General features: G+C 63.8%; 11 protein-coding genes, 1 tRNA gene and 1 pseudogene. 6 read left to right on the top strand and 7 right to left on the bottom strand.

Annotated features, from left to right (window positions below; all coding sequences use genetic code 11):
• Positions 1 to 10: 10 nt before the first annotated feature.
• Complete coding sequence (locus NX05_RS23620) at positions 11 to 1,150, bottom strand: homocysteine S-methyltransferase family protein (RefSeq protein ID WP_039433884.1); 1,140 nt, start codon at positions 1,148 to 1,150, stop codon at positions 11 to 13.
• Positions 1,147 to 2,128, bottom strand: a pseudogene (locus NX05_RS23615) (metalloregulator ArsR/SmtB family transcription factor). Before NX05_RS23615 ends, NX05_RS23620 begins: the two are co-directional and overlap by 4 nt.
• Before the next feature lie 122 nt (positions 2,129 to 2,250).
• Between NX05_RS23615 and NX05_RS05810 the strand changes: the two are divergent.
• Both NX05_RS05810 and NX05_RS05800 read left to right on the top strand, forming a co-directional pair.
• The gene (locus tag NX05_RS05810; RefSeq protein WP_080991466.1) at positions 2,251 to 3,399 is read left to right on the top strand and encodes an acyl-CoA dehydrogenase family protein; all 1,149 of its coding nucleotides are present in this window, start codon (positions 2,251 to 2,253) and stop codon (positions 3,397 to 3,399) included.
• A 285-nt stretch (positions 3,400 to 3,684) separates the two neighbouring features.
• A complete protein-coding gene (locus NX05_RS05800) occupies positions 3,685 to 5,208 on the top strand; it encodes a platelet-activating factor acetylhydrolase IB subunit (RefSeq protein WP_172645766.1) in 1,524 nt (507 codons plus the stop codon).
• Positions 5,209 to 5,569: 361 nt separating this feature from the next.
• Here the strand turns inward: NX05_RS05800 and NX05_RS05795 are convergent.
• A tRNA-Leu gene (locus NX05_RS05795) sits at positions 5,570 to 5,656 on the bottom strand.
• A 121-nt stretch (positions 5,657 to 5,777) separates the two neighbouring features.
• Between NX05_RS05795 and rnr the strand changes: the two genes are divergently transcribed.
• From rnr to NX05_RS05775, 4 genes are all read left to right on the top strand, one after another.
• Entirely contained in the window at positions 5,778 to 8,327 is a 2,550-nt protein-coding gene (gene rnr, locus NX05_RS05790) for a ribonuclease R (protein WP_039433739.1), read from the top strand.
• Between the two features lie 274 nt (positions 8,328 to 8,601).
• Positions 8,602 to 9,075, top strand: a complete 474-nt coding sequence (locus NX05_RS05785) for a GFA family protein (protein WP_039433742.1) — start codon at positions 8,602 to 8,604, stop codon at positions 9,073 to 9,075.
• A gap of 318 nt (positions 9,076 to 9,393) precedes the next feature.
• Positions 9,394 to 10,143, top strand: a complete 750-nt coding sequence (gene rlmB / locus NX05_RS05780) for a 23S rRNA (guanosine(2251)-2'-O)-methyltransferase RlmB (protein WP_010366472.1) — start codon at positions 9,394 to 9,396, stop codon at positions 10,141 to 10,143.
• Between the two features lie 262 nt (positions 10,144 to 10,405).
• Positions 10,406 to 13,441: a ligand-binding sensor domain-containing diguanylate cyclase gene (locus NX05_RS05775; protein ID WP_039433745.1), complete on the top strand. Its 3,036-nt coding sequence runs from the start codon at positions 10,406 to 10,408 to the stop codon at positions 13,439 to 13,441.
• A 220-nt stretch (positions 13,442 to 13,661) separates the two neighbouring features.
• Here the strand turns inward: NX05_RS05775 and rnt are convergent, their stop codons facing one another.
• The 4 genes from rnt to pstB all read right to left on the bottom strand — a co-directional run bounded on the left by rnt (position 13,662) and on the right by pstB (position 16,801).
• The gene (gene rnt, locus NX05_RS05770) at positions 13,662 to 14,303 is read right to left on the bottom strand and encodes a ribonuclease T (protein WP_017112811.1); all 642 of its coding nucleotides are present in this window, start codon (positions 14,301 to 14,303) and stop codon (positions 13,662 to 13,664) included.
• A gap of 291 nt (positions 14,304 to 14,594) precedes the next feature.
• Positions 14,595 to 14,999: an RcnB family protein gene (locus tag NX05_RS05765; protein WP_039433748.1), complete on the bottom strand. Its 405-nt coding sequence runs from the start codon at positions 14,997 to 14,999 to the stop codon at positions 14,595 to 14,597.
• A gap of 132 nt (positions 15,000 to 15,131) precedes the next feature.
• Positions 15,132 to 15,842, bottom strand: a complete 711-nt coding sequence (gene phoU / locus NX05_RS05760; RefSeq protein ID WP_010366481.1) for a phosphate signaling complex protein PhoU — start codon at positions 15,840 to 15,842, stop codon at positions 15,132 to 15,134.
• Between the two features lie 128 nt (positions 15,843 to 15,970).
• Complete coding sequence (pstB, locus tag NX05_RS05755) at positions 15,971 to 16,801, bottom strand: phosphate ABC transporter ATP-binding protein PstB (protein WP_010366483.1); 831 nt, start codon at positions 16,799 to 16,801, stop codon at positions 15,971 to 15,973.
• Positions 16,802 to 16,821: the final 20 nt, after the last annotated feature.

Genomic DNA, 16,821 nt, shown 5'->3' with positions numbered 1-16,821 from the left:
GTTGTACGCATCACGCCGCCAGCTCCTGCGCACCAGGCAGCTGCCGTGGCGGTAGATCAGCCACTGCCTCGGCAATCGCGCGGATATGGTCAGGCGACGTCCCGCAGCACCCACCCACCAGATTGAGCAAGCCGGACTTGGCAAACTCACGCAAGGTTTCGGCCATTTCCTCAGGCGTCTCATCATATTCGCCAAAGGCGTTCGGCAAGCCGGCATTCGGATGCGCGCTGACATAGGCATCAGCGATCTGCGAAAGCGTCTCCACGTGTGGACGTAGATCCTTGGCACCGAGGGCGCAATTCAGGCCGACCGACAACGGCCGCCCGTGCGCGACGGATGCATAGAACGCTTCGGCAGTCTGTCCGGACAACGTGCGGCCGGATGCGTCGGTGATGGTGCCGGAGACCATCACCGGCAACCGCCCGCCGCGGGCTTCGAAGACTTCTTCGATGGCATACAACGCGGCTTTGGCGTTGAGGGTATCGAAAATGGTTTCCACCATCAGCGTATCCGCACCGCCATCGATCAATCCCTTGATGGCTTCGCGATAGGTTTCGCGCAGCGCATCGAAACTGGTATTGCGGTAGCCCGGGTCGTTGACGTCCGGGCTGATCGAGGCAGTACGGCTGGTGGGGCCGAGCACACCGATGACAAAGCGCGGTTTGTGCGGCGTCAGCGCTTCGACGGCATCGCAGCATGCACGCGCCACCTGGGCGCCTGCCTTGTTTAACTCGTACACCAGATGTTCCAGGTGATAGTCGGCCTGGCTCACCGAGGTGGCGTTGAAGGTATTGGTTTCCAGCAGGTCTGCGCCCGCGTCCAGATAGGCGTGATGGATGCCGGCAATGATTTCCGGGCGAGTCAACAACAGCAGATCGTTGTTGCCCTTGAGGTCGCGGCCTTCTGGTGCATGCGCGTGATCGCAACCGGGGCCGTGCACATGCGCGCTGTCGTAACCGTCGACAAAGCGGGTGCCGCGATAATCGGGCTCCTGCAGATCGTGGCGCTGAATCATGGTGCCCATCGCGCCATCGATGATGAGGATGCGCTCGGCGAGCGCGGCAGTGAGCTTGGCCGCGCGCTCGGGATGCAGCCAGGGCAATGCAAACGGGATCGGGGATTCTGAATTGGGAATTCGCGCGTGCGTCATAGTCCGGTTCTCCGCGCAGCAGTGTCTTTGTTTTCCACGAATCCCGATTCCCGGCTTCACAGCAATCAACGAGATCACTTCGAAATGGGGCGGGCGTTTTTCGCGCGTCACCGTCTCCAGGCTGGAGACGTCCAGCCCGGCTTTTTCCGCAAACTTGCGCAATTCCTTTGCGGCAAACCCGAGATTGACGTGGCCGTATGCATGCACTGCAGCGCGGTGTTCATGCTTGGCCAGGCTGCACAACAGCAGGCGGCCGCCGGGGCGCAAGACGCGTGCCGATTCGGCCACCGCCTGCTCGGGTTTGGCCGCGTAGGTGAGCGCATGCATCAGCACCACCAGGTCGAAGCTGGCATCGGGGAACGGCAGTGCATGCATGTCGCCTTCGCGCACTTCCACGTTGCGCAGTTTGCGCAGGCGCTCGCTGGCGGCCGCGACCACGCGCGCACTGGTGTCGATGCAGATGTAGCGCGTGGCGTGCGGCGCCACCAGTTCGGCCAGCACGCCATCGCCGGAGGCAATGTCGAGCACGTCGCCGGTTTCCAGCAGCGGCAGGGCGGTGCGCGCCAGGGCCTCCCAGGTACGTCCGGGCGAGTAATGGCGTTCCATGTCGCCGGCCACCGAATCGGCCCAGTTCTGGTCGGCTGCACGGTTGGCCAGCACGGCGGCCACGCGTTCGGCATCTTGGCGCAGCAGCGGGTCGTCGCTGCCGGTGCTCAGTGCCAGCCATAGCGCACGCTGGGCCGGGTCCAGTGAGACTTCGTCGAAGCGGTAGTAGGCCGACACCCCGGCGCGGCGGTCGCGCACCAGCGCGGCTTCCTTGAGTTTGGCTAAATGCGTGGACACGCGCGGCTGCGCCAACCGAGTGATAGCTGACAGCTCGGCCACGGTGAGTTCTTCCTGCTCCAGCAAGGTCAACAGGCGAACTCGGGTAGCGTCGGCAAATACCTTCAAGCGGGCCGACCAGTCTTCCAGATCCATGAATATCTCTATATCGCGATATGGAGATATTTTCGACCGGGCAGCAGGTGCGGTCAACTACATACGCATGCGAATGGTTAGCGCTACAATGGGGGCTCAGCTCAGGCCTGGAGGGGTGCGACGTGGATTTCAGCTTTACCGAAGAACAATTGATGATCCAGGATGTGGCGCGCCGCATCGCGCAGGAAAAGATCGCGCCCAGCGCAGAGCAATTCGACCGCAGCGGCGAATTTCCGTTGGAAAACATCCGCTTGCTGGGCGAGAACGGACTAATGGGCATCGAGGTGCCGGCCGAATACGGCGGCGCCGGTATGGACCCGATCAGCTATGCGCTGGCGATGATCGAAATCGCTGCTGCTGACGGCGCGCACTCCACCATCGTGTCGGTCAACAACTCGCTGTTCTGCACCGGCATTTTGAAGAACGGCAGCGAGGCGCAGAAGCAGCTGTACGTACGCGCGATTGCCGAAGGCACGCACATCGGAGCGTTCGCGCTGACCGAGCCGCAGTCCGGTTCGGATGCCTCGGCAATGCGCTGCCGCGCGGTGAAGCAGGCCGATGGCAGCTTCGTCATCAACGGCAAGAAGAGTTGGATCACCTCCGGCCCGGTGGCCAAATACATCGTGTTGTTCGCGGTGACCGAGCCGGACAAGGGCTCGCGCGGGATCACGGCTTTTATGGTCGATACCGAGCGCGCCGGTTTCCACCGCGGCAAGACCGAGCCCAAGCTGGGCATCCGCGCCTCGGCCACCTGCGAAATCGAGTTTGCCGATTACGTCGCGCAGCCCGATGAGGTGCTGGGCGTGGAGGGCGAGGGCTTCAAGACCGCGATGAGCGTGCTGGATGCCGGGCGCATCGGTATTGCTTCGCAGGCGGTCGGCATCGCGCGTGCGGCGTACGAAGCCACGCTGGCCTATGTCAAGGAGCGCAAGGCGTTTGGCGCGGCGATCGGCACCTTCCAGATGACCCAGGCCAAGATCGCCGACATGAAGTGCAAGCTGGATGCGGCGCTGCTGCTGACGCTGCGTGCAGCATGGTTGAAGGGGCAGGGGCAGAAGTTCGGCACCGAAGCGGCAGTGGCCAAGCTCACTGCATCCGAAGCGGCGATGTGGATCACCCATCAAGCCGTGCAGATTCATGGCGGCATGGGGTACTCGAAAGAGATGCCGCTGGAGCGCTACTTCCGCAATGCCAAGATCACCGAAATCTACGAAGGCACTTCGGAAATTCAACGGCTCGTGATTGCGCGCGGCGAGACCGGGCTGCGGTGATATCGGCGGCGCTCCAGCACTGCCGCGGCGCGCGGCAACGCTGGAGCGCTCACCGCAATGCAAGATCACCGAACTCTACGAAGGCACTTCGGAAATTCAACGGCTGGTGATTGCGCGCGGCGAGACCGGGCTGCGGCGATATCGGCCACGCTCCATCACTGCCGAGCTGCGCGGCAACGCTGGAGCGCTCACCGCGAAACTATCACCACCGAGCGCGACGCCAGCGCTTGTCGGGTGCAGTACGCGCGGATCACAATCGGCGCTTCTTCCGTGTCTGGTGCGCGCATGTCCCGGTCTTCGCACGCTGCGTCGTCTCGCGTTTCTTTGTCTGGCCTCTCACGCACGCTGTGCTGCTTCGGGCTATTGCTGATTTGCACTGCGGCAAGCGCGCAAACGCCGCCACCGTCGATCATGCCGACCGATCGCCTGCAAGAAGCCTGGTGGGCGCAGCGGCACGCGCAGGTGCTGGAGCAGGTGAAGCAGCACCCGGAGACCAAGCTGCTGCTGATCGGCGATTCGATCACCCAGAACTACGAAAAGGCCAAGGCGCCGGACGAAGACTTCCAACCCACCTGGCAGACCTTTTACGGCAGCCGCGGCGCGCTCAATCTGGGCTTCAGCGGCGATGGCACCGAAAACGTGCTGTGGCGGCTGGTCAATGGCGAAGTGGACGGGCTGCAGCCAAAGGTCGCACTGGTGCTGATCGGTACCAACAACACCGGTCATCTCGGCCAAACCGCCGAACAGACCCAACTGGGTATCGATGCGGTGGTGGCAGCGATCGAACAAAAGCTGCCGCGCACGCATATCCTGTTGTTGAGTGTGTTGCCCAGCGATATTTCCAGCGAAAAATCGCGGCACGATGCGCAGATCAATCAGGGTTTGGCGGTGCGTTACGGCGACAACCCGCGCGTGACCTATCTGGATGTGAGCTCTATCTTCCAGCGCGACGGCAAGCTACGCACCGAGCTGTTCTACGACACCCGGTTTCGTCCGGCGGCCGGTGCCTTGCATCCGGACACGCAAGGACAGCGCATGCTGGCCGAAGCGATCGAACCTACGCTGGCGCGGCTACTGGGCGAGCCGCCGGTCAAGCCGGTGGCCGAACTTGGCCGTGACGCGGCCACTTCGCTGATGCCGGTCGATTGGTTGGAGCAGGATTCCTATGACTGGTACGCGCGCCACCACGCCGCGCTGGCGGCCGCGCGCAGCTTGAAGCCGGAGGTGGTGATGATCGGCGATTCGATCACGCATTTCTGGTCCGGGCCGCCGCAGGCCACGCGCGTCAGTGGGCCCGAATCGTGGCAGTGGCTGTATGGCAAGCGGCCTGTACTGAATCTGGGCTTCGGCTGGGACCGCACGCAAAACGTGCTGTGGCGCATCCGCCAGGGCGAACTCGATGGCCTGGATCCGCGCTGGGTGGTGCTGCATATCGGCACCAACAACCTCAGTGGCACCGCGCAATCGCGCGCCAGCACCCCGGCCGAAGCCGCATTGGGTGTGCAGGCGGTGGTCAGTGAAGTACGCCGCCGCCTGCCCAACAGCAAGCTGATCCTGATGGCGATCATGCCGCGTGGCCGCAATGCCGACGATGCGCGGCGTGCGCCAATCGCCGAGACTAACCGGCTGCTGGCCGCGCGCTACGCAAAGGATCCGTCGGTGCGCCTGGTCGATATCGGCCCGAAGCTGTTGCAAGCCGACGGCACGCTGCCCGAAGCGCTGCTGCCGGACGGCACCCATCCCAGCGAAGCTGGCTACCGTATCTGGGCACAAGCGCTGCGCGAGGCCGGGATTACCGCAGCGCCCTGAAGCGGGCGGCACCCAAGCGAATGCATCGAAAAGGCGAGCGTGGCCGGTGAGCGGGGCGGTGCGGCCACCCGCGCGATGCACTATCGAGCGCGTCGCTGACAGTCGCGCTTGGCTTATGTGTAGTGGCCGCATTGCGGCGCGGAGGGTGACGATGGCTTCGGGTGGCCTGGCGGCCTCAAGCGAGCCATCGATGCACGAGGCAAGGCGTAGCGCGAACAGGTCGGTTGTATTCAGCGCAGTGGAATCGAAACGCGCTCCGGGTTACCAAGCGAGGCCTCCCAAGGCGAGCAGGCGCAGTGACAGCGCGTTTTCGAACCCCAGAAACCAGAAGACCCCCGATTACTCGGAGGTCTTTTTAAACTGGTGCCCAGAAGAGGACTCGAACCTCCACGAAGTTGCCCCCGCTAGCACCTGAAGCTAGTGCGTCTACCAATTCCGCCACCTGGGCAGGTGAGCCGCGAATTTTGCAGCCTCCCGCCAGGTTTGTCAACGATTCGTGCGCGGCAACTGGCAACGGCTGCGCCGGCCTTGCTGCCCATCTCGCTGCGTCAAGGGGTACCATGTAAGCAATGACAAAGAAAAACACCCCAGATTCCGATCGGCCGAGTCGCCGCAAATCCACCAGCGCAGGCGAGTCCAGCACCGCCGAACAGCAGAAGTTGCCGGGCTGGATGCCAGACTTCCTGGTCCGCGCCGCAGCCGGCGCGTCGACCAAGTCTGCCAACAAGCGCGCCGCTGACAAAGCCGCCGGTGCCGCACCGCAGCCGCTGGACGCACTGCCCACGCCACCAGCTCCGCGCGCACCGCATCCGCGCAAGAGTGGCCCGCTGGCGCCGCCGCCGGAACGCTTCCAGACTCTCTCGCCCCCCGCTGCCGCGACTCCGGCTGCCGAATTCAAGGATCCGCACGCCGACCGCGAGGCCCTGCGTTACGCCGAGCCGATCGCCAGCCGCGAGGCGATCCTGCAGTTGCTTGAAGCCTGCGACGGTCCGCAAACCGCCGAAGAAATTGCCGAGCAGCTCAATCTGAGCGATCGCATCGATGCACTGGGCAAGCGCCTGGCCGCGATGGTGCGCGAAGCGCAACTGGTGCAGAACCGCCGCGGCGGCTACGCGCCGGTGCAACAGACCAGCCTGATCGCCGGCGTGGTGATCGCCAATCCGGAGGGCTTCGGCTTCCTCAAGCCCGACGAAGGTGGCGACGACCTGTTCCTGCCGCCGTTCGAAATGCGCAAGGTCATGCATGGCGACCGTGCGTTGGCCAACGTCACCGGCATCGACCGCCGCGGCCGTCGCGAAGGTGCGATTGCGCGCGTGCTCGAGCGCGGCATGTCGCGCATGCTCGGGCGCTTTTTCTATGAGCACGGCGTGGCTTATGTCGACCCGGATGACAAGCGCATCCAGCGCAACGTGCAGATCGCACCGGATGGTATCGGCGAGGCTCGCGAAGGCCAGTTGGTGGTCTGCGAACTGATCGCACCGCCGGACGCGCGCCGCCCGGCGATCGGCAAGATCATCGCAGTGCTTGGCGACAAACTGACCCCGTCGCTGGTGGTTGAAATGGCCATCCACGGCCATGAGCTGCCGCACGAATTTCCACAGGAAGTGCTGGACGAGGCCGCGGCGGTACCGTTGGTGGTCGAGCCGCAGATGATCGGTGGGCGCGTGGATCTGCGGCAGATGCCGCTGGTCACCATCGATGGCGAAGACGCCAAGGATTTCGACGATGCGGTGTATTGCGAGCCCAATGTCGACGGCTTCCGTCTGGTGGTGGCAATCGCCGATGTGTCCAACTACGTGCGTCCCGGTACGCCACTGGACGACGAAGCGCAAAAACGCGCCACCTCGGTGTATTTCCCGGGATTCGTGGTGCCGATGCTGCCGGAAACGCTGTCGAACGGCATTTGCTCGCTGATGCCCAAGGTCGATCGCATGTGCTTCGTCTGCGACATGCAGGTGGGACGCGATGGCGAAGTGACCGGCTCGCGTTTTTACGAAGCGGTGATGAACTCGCATGCGCGCCTGACCTATAACCAGGTCTGGAAGGCGGTGGGCGAAGATGATGCGGACACCAAGGCCTTCATCGGCCCGTTGCTGCCGCAAGTGCAGCGTCTGCATCAGCTGTATCACGTGCTGTCGAAGGCGCGCACGCATCGCGGCGCGATCGAGTTTGAAACCTCCGAAGTGCGCTTTGTGCTCGACAACACCGGCGAGGTCACTCAGGCCGGCATGCTGGTGCGTAACGATGCGCACAAGTTGATCGAAGAATGCATGATCGCTGCCAACGTCGAGGCCGCGCGCTACTTGTTGAGCATGCATGTGCCTGCGCCGTACCGTGTGCATGAGCGCCCACCGGAGAGCAAGTACGAAGACTTGTTGGAGTTTCTTAAGGAATTCCAGTTGAGTCTGCCGGCATGGAGCAAGGTGCGCCCCGGCGATTACACCAAGCTGCTGAAGAAGGTGCGTGCCCGTCCGGACGCGGCGTTGCTTGAATCGGTGTTGCTGCGCAGCCAAAGCCTGGCGGTGTATTCGCCGGAGAACAACGGCCACTTCGGTCTGGCGTTGGAGGCGTACGCGCACTTCACCTCGCCGATTCGCCGGTATCCGGATCTGCTGGTGCATCGCGCGATCAAGCACGCCTTGACCGGCGCCAGCCCGGAAAAATTCATCTACACCCCGCGCCAGATGGCGGCGTTGTCCCTGCAATGCTCCGAACGTGGCCGGCGTGCCGACGAAGCCGAGCGCGAAGTGGACGAGCGGTACCGCGCCGCGTGGATGGAAAAGCATGTAGGTGGTCAGTTCGACGGCGTGATCAGCGGCGTGACCGGATTTGGTCTGTTCGTCGAATTGACGCAGTCCAAGGTCAACGGCCTGGTGCATGTCACCCAGCTGCCGCAGGACTATTACCAGTTCGACCCGATCCGCAAGACGCTCAGCGGCGAGCGCCGCGGCCGCGAGTTCCGTCTGGGCGACCCGGTACGCGTATTGGTGCTCAAAGCCAGCATGGAAGAGCGCAAGATCGATTTCCGCCTGGCCGAAGATGGCGCAGCGCCCGCAGCGCCAGAAGCGCCGCTGCCGCCACGCGAAAAGCCGACCAAGCGCAAGAAGAAGTCGTACTGAGCCGATGGCGTTGCGGGCGGCCGAGGTGGCGCCCGCGATGCGGCGTAGTAGCCAGCAAGAGCATTTACCGCAACATCGCGAGCCGTCTTCAGGTGGGCGTGGACGGTGCTCAGGAACCGCCGCATGCGAGCGTTTTCCGCCCAATCCGGGAACCGGTCGCTACCGCCTGAGTTAGCGCATTCCTTGCGTGAGCTGATCTAAATGCAGGTGCATCCATTGCGAGCGTTGCTTGTGCGCAATGGCGTCCGTAACAGACTGATGTGCGGAGCAGACGATGGAGACTTCAAGCGAATACAGCGGTGGCTGCCAGTGCGGTGCCGTGCGTTTTCATGTGCGCGGTGCGTTGGTAGACGCGTCGATCTGTCACTGCCGCATGTGCCAGAAGGCCTTCGGGGCGTATTACGCACCGCTGGTGTCGGTGCGCGGCACCGAGTTTCGTTGGACCCGTGGCGCGCCTAAGCGCTTTGCCTCCTCGTCGGTCGTACAGCGCGGTTTTTGCGCCGAGTGCGGTACGCCGTTGACCTATGAAGCGCCCGATGGCGTGGCAGTTGCGGCAGGTACATTCGATACGCCAGAGCAGTTGCCGCCGCATATTCAGTACGGATTGGATCGCAAGCTGCCATTCGTCGATACCTTGGCGCAGCTACCCACGCGCCCACCCGAAGACGATGCCACTGCGGAAGCCTTTTTGGCCAGCGTGGTCTCGTGGCAGCATCCGGATCATGACACCGAGCAGTGGCCGGTATGAGGCGTCGTTTTGGTGGTGTTGTGCTGTTGATCGCGGGACACGAGCATCAACGGCGTTACCGCGCTCGCTGACTTTATTCGCCGCGATGAGACGTGCCAGCGCACCATTTGATAGCTGTCCATCGGCACGTTGATCTACGCGACCGGCATGCGTTCAAGGCAGGCACGCGCTAGCCAGACCCCGCACACTCCCCGCCCCCAGCGCCGATGCCATTGCCCTCGCGGCTCCGTCGGCGTCGCCACCGCTCCTACGCCTCGACCGTGACGTAACCGGCCGCAGGCCCTACCATTCCCCTTTATCTCTTCGTATGCCCGCGCAATGAGCAAGCAGAACCAGTGGATCGTCGGCGTCAATGCTGTCGCCTCGTCCGTCGAGAACGACGCCGATAACGTGCGCGAGGTATTGATCGAGGCCGGCAGCAAGAACCCGCGCCTCACCGAGATCGAGGAACAGGCGCGTCGCAAGGGCATCGATGTGCGCCGGGTCAACACCCAGGCGCTGGACGGCGTAGGCGGGCAGGTGCGCCATCAAGGCGTGGCCGCGCGCTATGCGGCGGCACGGCTGTGGGCCGAGAACGAACTGGAAGGCCTGGTCGAAGCCGCAGAAGGGCGCGCGCTGGTGCTGATCCTCGACGGCGTGCAGGACCCGCATAACCTCGGCGCCTGCCTGCGCAGCGCGGCTGCTGCTGGCGTCACCGCAGTGGTGATTCCCAAGGACAAGTCGGCCACGGTGAACGCGACCGTGCGCAAGACCTCTGCCGGTGCAGCAGACCGCATTCCGGTGGTGGCGGTGACCAATCTGGCGCGCTGCCTGCGCGACCTGCAAAAGCAGGGCGTGTGGCTGTATGGCCTGGCCGGCGAGGCGGAGGCATCGTTGTACAGCGTGGATCTGCGCGGCAATGTCGGGCTGGTGCTTGGTGGCGAGTCCGATGGCCTGCGCCGTCTCACGCGCGAGCATTGCGATGGTTTGGTCAAGATTCCGATGCCGGGCGAGATCGAGAGCCTCAATGTGTCGGTCGCCACCGGTGTGACCCTGTTCGAGGTCGTGCGCCAGCGCCTGGGTGCGTAATCGCCCGCGTGCGGCAGGGTCGGGCGCAGGCGTGTTGGCCTCTGTATGGCACACGTCTCGCGTCAGGTAAGTCAGCCGCAGTTCCCCATCGGCCCATCGCTGACAGGCATCTGCGCACTTCTGCGCAGTTGCCGGGCGCAAGACGTCAGGCGGTCTACACGCAGGGCGTTGCAGCAAGCCTCTCGATCCACAGGCACCAGTGGGCGAACGCGCTGTAGAGTTTTTGCCTACCATATCGCCAGCAAACGGCGCATTGTGTGTGATGAACAATGGGGTGGGCGCCTGGCAAACAGGCGAGATCAGTTGCGGCGCACAGGCGTCAGCACGACGAGCAAACAGACGGTGGCTGCGCTGCTTCGGTACCGGCGCCTGCCTGCTATTGGCGCTTTGTTCGCTCGCAGCGTTCGCGGCATCACCTGGCGCTGCGCGCTTACGCGACTACGCCATCGATAGCTGGAGCTCGCGTAACGGGCTGCCGCACAACTCCTTGCGCGCCATCGCCCAGACCCGCGACGGTTATCTGTGGTTCGCCACCTGGGAAGGCCTGGTGCGCTACAACGGGCTGGAATTCAGCGTGATCGATCGCAGCGCGCGCCCTGGGCTACCCGATAACGGCGTTGGCGCGCTGTATGTAGACCGCGATGGTGCGCTGTGGCTGAGCGATGCGCGTGGCAATCTGGTCCGGCACGGTGCCGATGGGCAGTGGCAGCAGTGGCAACGGCGCGAGCAATGGCCGCAGGCATTGATCCATGCCATGACCATGGACGCCGAAGGGCGCATGTGGCTGTTGTTCGAAGGGCATGGGCTGGGGTGCCTGTGGCCGGATGGACGTTTCGACTATTTCCCGCCGGACGATGACGCGCCGCTGCAGAGCAGCTTTCCGCGCATGGTGTTCGATGGGCAGGGGCGCTTGTTGATCGGCACCTTCGATGGGCTGATCTACCGCGAACCGGATGGGCGTATGCACCGCGCGCCAGCGACATTCGGGTTTCCGCCGGGGCTGGCATGGCCGTATCGCGCGACGGACGGCACGGTGTGGGTGGTCGCGGGCGACCAGCTGTACCGCCTGCAGGGCGAGCGTGCCGAGCTGGTGCATCGGGTGCCGGGGCAGGGCCACTTCACCGCGATGCTGCAGGATCACCATGGCGATCTGTGGCTGGGCAGCGAAAATCAGGGGCTGCTGCGGATCGGGCCGTATGGCGTGGAGCATCTGCCGGCTGGTCGCAGCCTGCCGACCGGGCGCATTGTCAGCCTGCGCGAAGATGCCGAAGGCAGCATTTGGGTCGGCGCCAACGGCGGTCTGTTCCGGCTGCGCGAAATCTTGTTCAGTAGCTACAGTCACCGTGACGGCTTGAGCGGCGACTATAGCCGCGCGCTGCTGGAAGACCGCGACGGCAGTCTGTGGATCGCCGGAACTGCCGGCCTGGACCGGCTGCTGCCGGACGGGCGCATCGTGCCGGTGCCGGTGGTCACACCGTCCGGCCGGCGCCCGTCGGTGCTTAGCCTGGCGCTGGACGGGCATGGCGACCTGTGGGTAGGCACCTACGCCGATGGCGTCTTCGTATTGCGCGATGGACGCTTGCTACGGCATTACGGTGAGGCCGATGGCATTCCCCGCGGGCATATCCGCGCGATTGTGATCGACGACCACGGTGCAGTGTGGCTGGCGACCCAGCGTGGCGTCGTGCGCTTGGTAGACGGCAAGCACGCGCCATTGGCGAACGAAGGATTGCCCACGGGCGTGGTGATGGCGCTGGCCAGCGTCGATGGTGGGTTGTGGATCGGCTCGGTCGACGGCGCGGTGGTGCTACGCAACGGCAAGCTGCAGCAGTTGAATCTGGAAAGCCTGGGCGGCGCGCGCAGCGTGTTCGGTTTTCAGGCTATCGGCGACGCGATGTGGATATCGACCGATCGCGGCCTGTATCGCGAGCGCAACGGCGTGCTTGCACGCGCGGGTCTGGAGCAGGGCATGCCGGTCGACACGGTGTTCCAGATTGTCGAAGACCGGCTTGGCAATGCGTGGATCAGCAGCAATCGCGGCATGCTGCGCACCGAACTCAAGACACTTAATGCAGTGGCCGATGGGCACGGCGCGCTCGTTATCGAACGCTATGGCGAGATTGATGGCATGGGCAGTGCGCAGGCCAATGGCAGTTCCGGCCCCAGCCTGCTGCGGCGTGCCGACGGCACAGTGTGGGTGGTCACAGCCGGCGGCGTGAGCATGGTCGATCCGGCACGGTTGCAGCGCTTCCGCGAACGCCGCACGCCGCCGGCATTGATCGAAAGCGTGCAGCAGGATGGCCGCCCGTTGGCATGGAGCCAGCGCGAGCAGCTGGCTGGCGGGCACCGTTTGAATGTGTCCTATGTCGGCATGAGCTTCTTGCTGCCGGAGCGAATCGAATACCGAACCCGGTTGGAGGGCCTGGACACTACCTGGACCGAACGCGGCCGGCAGCGCAGTGTGGAATTCATCGGCTTGCCGCCGGGGCGTTATCGCCTGCAGGTGGCTGCGCGCCATCCTGGCGGGGCGTGGAGCCCGCACGAAGCGGTGTGGGCGTTCGAGGTATTGCCGCTGTGGTGGCAACGCCAGGATGTGCACATTGCCGCGGTGCTGGGCGCGCTCCTGCTGCTGGCTTTGCTGTATCGCGTGTTGCTGCATGGCTATAAGACCCACAATGCGCGCTTGGCCGAGCTGGTACGCAAGCGCACTGAAGACTTGCAACTGCAGGCAAAGCGCTTGCTGCAGGCCAATCAGGAAAAGAGCGAGCTGCTGACGCGCCTGCGCATCAAGTCCGATGTCTTCGAGCGCCAGGCGCACGAAGATGCGCTGACCGGGCTGCCCAACCGTCGCCACTTCGATGAAGCGCTGGCGCGCGACATCAGCCGTGCACGGCGCAGTGCGCGGCCGTTGGTGCTGGCGATTCTGGATATCGATCACTTCAAGCGCATCAACGACCACTACTCCCACGCCAGCGGCGATGCGGTGTTGCACGAGGTGGGCGTGCTGCTCACAGCGGCCGCACGCGCCTCGGATCTGCCGGCACGCCTGGGCGGTGAAGAATTTGCGCTGCTATTGGCCGACACCACTTTGGAGGAGGCCCAGGCGCTCTGCCTGCGCATCCGTGCGCTGTTCCATGCCCGCCACGACTGGGGCAGCGTGGAGGGCTTGCAGGTGACCTTCAGTGCCGGCGTGGCCGAGCTGCGCGACGACGACACCGGCTCTTCGCTGATGCGGCGCGCCGATCACGCCTTGTACGAGGCCAAGAGCGCTGGGCGCGATCGGATTTGTGTGGGTTAGCGGCGGGGAATCGGGATTTGGGAATCGGGAATCGCAAAAGCGACGCGCCTGCCACTTCCCTTCTCGTGCGGGAGAAGGTGCCCGAAGCGCGGATGAGGGTACGACAGCACGCAGCGGTGCCGCGCTGTGACTAGGCAGTCGTGATTCGTGGTTGGTAGCCGCGCGACCAGCGCTGCCAACTAAGGAAACACAACGCGTTTACCAATCCCAAATCCCAACCCTAAACCGGCCCCGGCCAGGCGTTGGCGATCGTGCAGAACAGGCGTGCGGTCTGTTCGGTGTCGTAGACCGCGCTGTGCGCGTCTGCGGCATTCCAGTCCAGGCCTGCGGCCTGGGCCGCGCGGGCCAGTACGGTCTGGCCATAAGCCACGCCGGCCAACGTCACTGTATCGAACACGCTGAAGGGATGAAACGGGTTGCGTTTGTGGCCCACGCGCGCGACTGCGGCGTTGAGAAAGTTCAGATCGAAATGGGCGTTGTGGCCAACCAGGATCGCGCGCTGGCAACCGTATTTCTTCACTGCCGCGCGTACCGGCGCGAACACATGGTCAAGTGCGTCCTTTTCCTGTTTCGCGAAGCGGAACGGGTGGTCGAGCACGATGCCGGTGATTTCCAGCGACTTCGGGTCGATTTCCAGCCCGGGCGCAGGTACCAGATGCGCGCTGGCAGTGTCGCCGGGAAAGAAGCGTCCGGCGGCATCCATTTCGATCGGCACGCAGGCGATTTCCAGCAGCGCGTGCTTGTTCCAGTCGAACCCGCCCGTTTCGACGTCCACCACCACAGGCAGATACCCGCGAAAGCGGCGCGACATCGGCAAAAAAGAGGGGGCAGGCTGTGCATCGACCGGTTCATTCATCCGCATAGCCTAGCAGGTCGCGCCCCAGGCTCTGCCATGGACACAAGGCTGCAGTTGTCCTGGGGTGGAAGCGCAATGCATTGCAGGGGGCCGCCGTCCCGTGCGCGCGCCTTGCATTTTCAGAGTCGGCACGCATCACTGCTACTTGATACCTGCGCGCCCTTGGCGCCGACCTGATGATCGCAGTGCCGATCACACAACGTCGGTTGCTCCAGCCCGACCATAGCCCGACCATTAAAAAGGCCCGATCCGCGTTGCCACGGACCGGGCCTCCCTAACGACACAGTAGGCGCGCTGTTAGCGACCGGCGACGACGCTGGTGATCAGCCCGGTGGCCACTGCGATCAGCACGTAGGTGTTATCCACGCGACGCCATTCGTGCGCGCGCGGCGGTGGCTTGAGATGGTGCTTGTGGTAGTCGGCAACGCGGTTGCCACGATGGTCCGGTGCCAGACGCTCGCCACGACGATACGGCGGACCGCGGCGGTCGTTGCGATCGTCATGCGCATTGCGTCGATCATCGCGCCGGTCGTCATGTCTGTCATCGCGATGGTCGTCACGGCGGTCAGGGCCATGATCGTCTTTATGCTGCGCGATGCAGCTACGATCATGATCGAGGTCCTCTTGCTGTTGCGGCGCTGCAACCGCTGCGCCAGAAGTCAGCAGCGACAAAGCCATCAAAGATCCAACGAAACGTTTCATCAGCGGACTCCTGCGTCACAGGAACGGCCTGTGCAACTCCACCGTAGGAATTGAAGCTGAAAACGTAATGAAATAGCGCGTTTTGGCGCTTTTTCGCCGGCTAGCGCGGCAGCGATGCAGCGCTGCCGCAGCTTAGATGACGCCGGTGCTGCTGGTGTCGTCGCGCTTCACACGCGGCGGCAGCGGCTGTTCGCCATGCACTAGGAACCACACGTTCTCGGCGATGTTGGTGGCGTGGTCGCCGATGCGTTCCAGATTCTTGGCCATGAACAGCAAATGCGTGCACGGGCTGATATTGCGCGGGTCTTCCATCATGTAGGTGAGCAGTTCGCGGAACAGCGCGGTGTATTGCGCATCCAGGCGCGCGTCTTCATCGCGGACGCGGATCGCCGCATTGGCATCCTTGTCGCGATACGCCTGCACAGCATCGCGCACTGCGGTGGCGGCCATCTGGCCCAGTGCGCGCAGACCAACGGTCTGCGGCAGCGGCGGTGCGGAATTGAGTGCGATCGAGCGCTTGGCCACGTTGGCCGCGTAATCGCCGATGCGTTCGATATCGGCCGGAATGCGCAGGCCGGCGAGAATCTCGCGCAGGTCGCGCGCCATCGGGCCGCGCAATGCCAGCCGCATCACGTCATGGCTGATCGCATGCTCCAGCGCGTCGATCGCCTCGTCGTTGACCACGATGCGATGCGCGGCATTGTCGTCGCGACGCTCCACCACATCCAGTGCGGCTTCCAGCTGCGCCACCGCCGTGTCGCCCATGCGCACGATCTCGGCGATAAGACGGTGCTGCTCCTCGTCGTAGCTTTTCACGATATGGTCGTTGAGGTGCTGGTTCATCGTGATCTCGATTCGTGGCAGTGGTGAATGTCCGCCGTGATCTTGGCGACTTGGCACATGATGCAAATGTCGTGCCGGGCGGCGCGACGGAATTGCTTCAGTGCGGCGTTACGCTGGCGCGGCTTACATCAACCGAAACGACCGGTGATGTAGTCCTCGGTCTGCTGCTTGGACGGCTGCGAAAAAATGGTTTCGGTGCGGTCGTGTTCGATCAGATCGCCCAGGTACATAAAGGCGGTGTAGTCGGACACGCGCGCGGCCTGCTGCATGTTGTGGGTCACGATCACGATGGTGTATTCGCGCTTGAGCTCTTCCACCAGTTGCTCGATGCGGCTGGTGGAAATGGGATCTAGCGCCGACGTGGGTTCGTCCAGCAACAACACATCCGGACGCAGTGCCACCGCGCGTGCGATGCACAGGCGTTGCTGCTGCCCACCGGAAAGACCCAATGCACTTTGCCCCAGCTTGTCCTTGACCTCGTCCCACAGCGCGCCCTGACGCAACGCCTGCTCGACGCGGCTCTGCATGTCGGCCTTGGAGAGTTTTTCGTGGTGGCGGATGCCGTAGGCGACGTTCTCGAAGATCGTCATCGGAAACGGCACCGGCTTCTGAAACACCATGCCCACCTTGCTGCGCAGGCGGTTCATCGGATACTTCGGCGACAGAATGTTTTCGTTGTCCAGCAGCACCTCGCCGCGGGCTTCCATCTTGGGATACAGCGCATAGATGCGGTTGAAGATGCGCAGCAAGGTCGACTTACCGCAACCCGAAGGCCCGATCAACGCGGTCACGCGCTTTTCCGGGATCTCGATATTGATGCTTTTGAGCGCGTGATACTTGTCGTAATAGAAATCCAGATTGCGTGCGGCCACCTTCACTGCCGCCTGCGCCGTTGGCACCCCCTTGGCGGCCGGAACAGCGATGCGATGCATCGGCTTGGCGTTTTGGAGATCGTTCATGTCGGGCGTCCGGAAGAAAG

The organism is Xanthomonas vasicola (assembly GCF_000772705.2).
Classification (GTDB): domain Bacteria; phylum Pseudomonadota; class Gammaproteobacteria; order Xanthomonadales; family Xanthomonadaceae; genus Xanthomonas; species Xanthomonas vasicola.
Note: the sequence above shows the minus strand (reverse complement) of the source record. Positions and strands in the feature narration are given on the sequence as shown.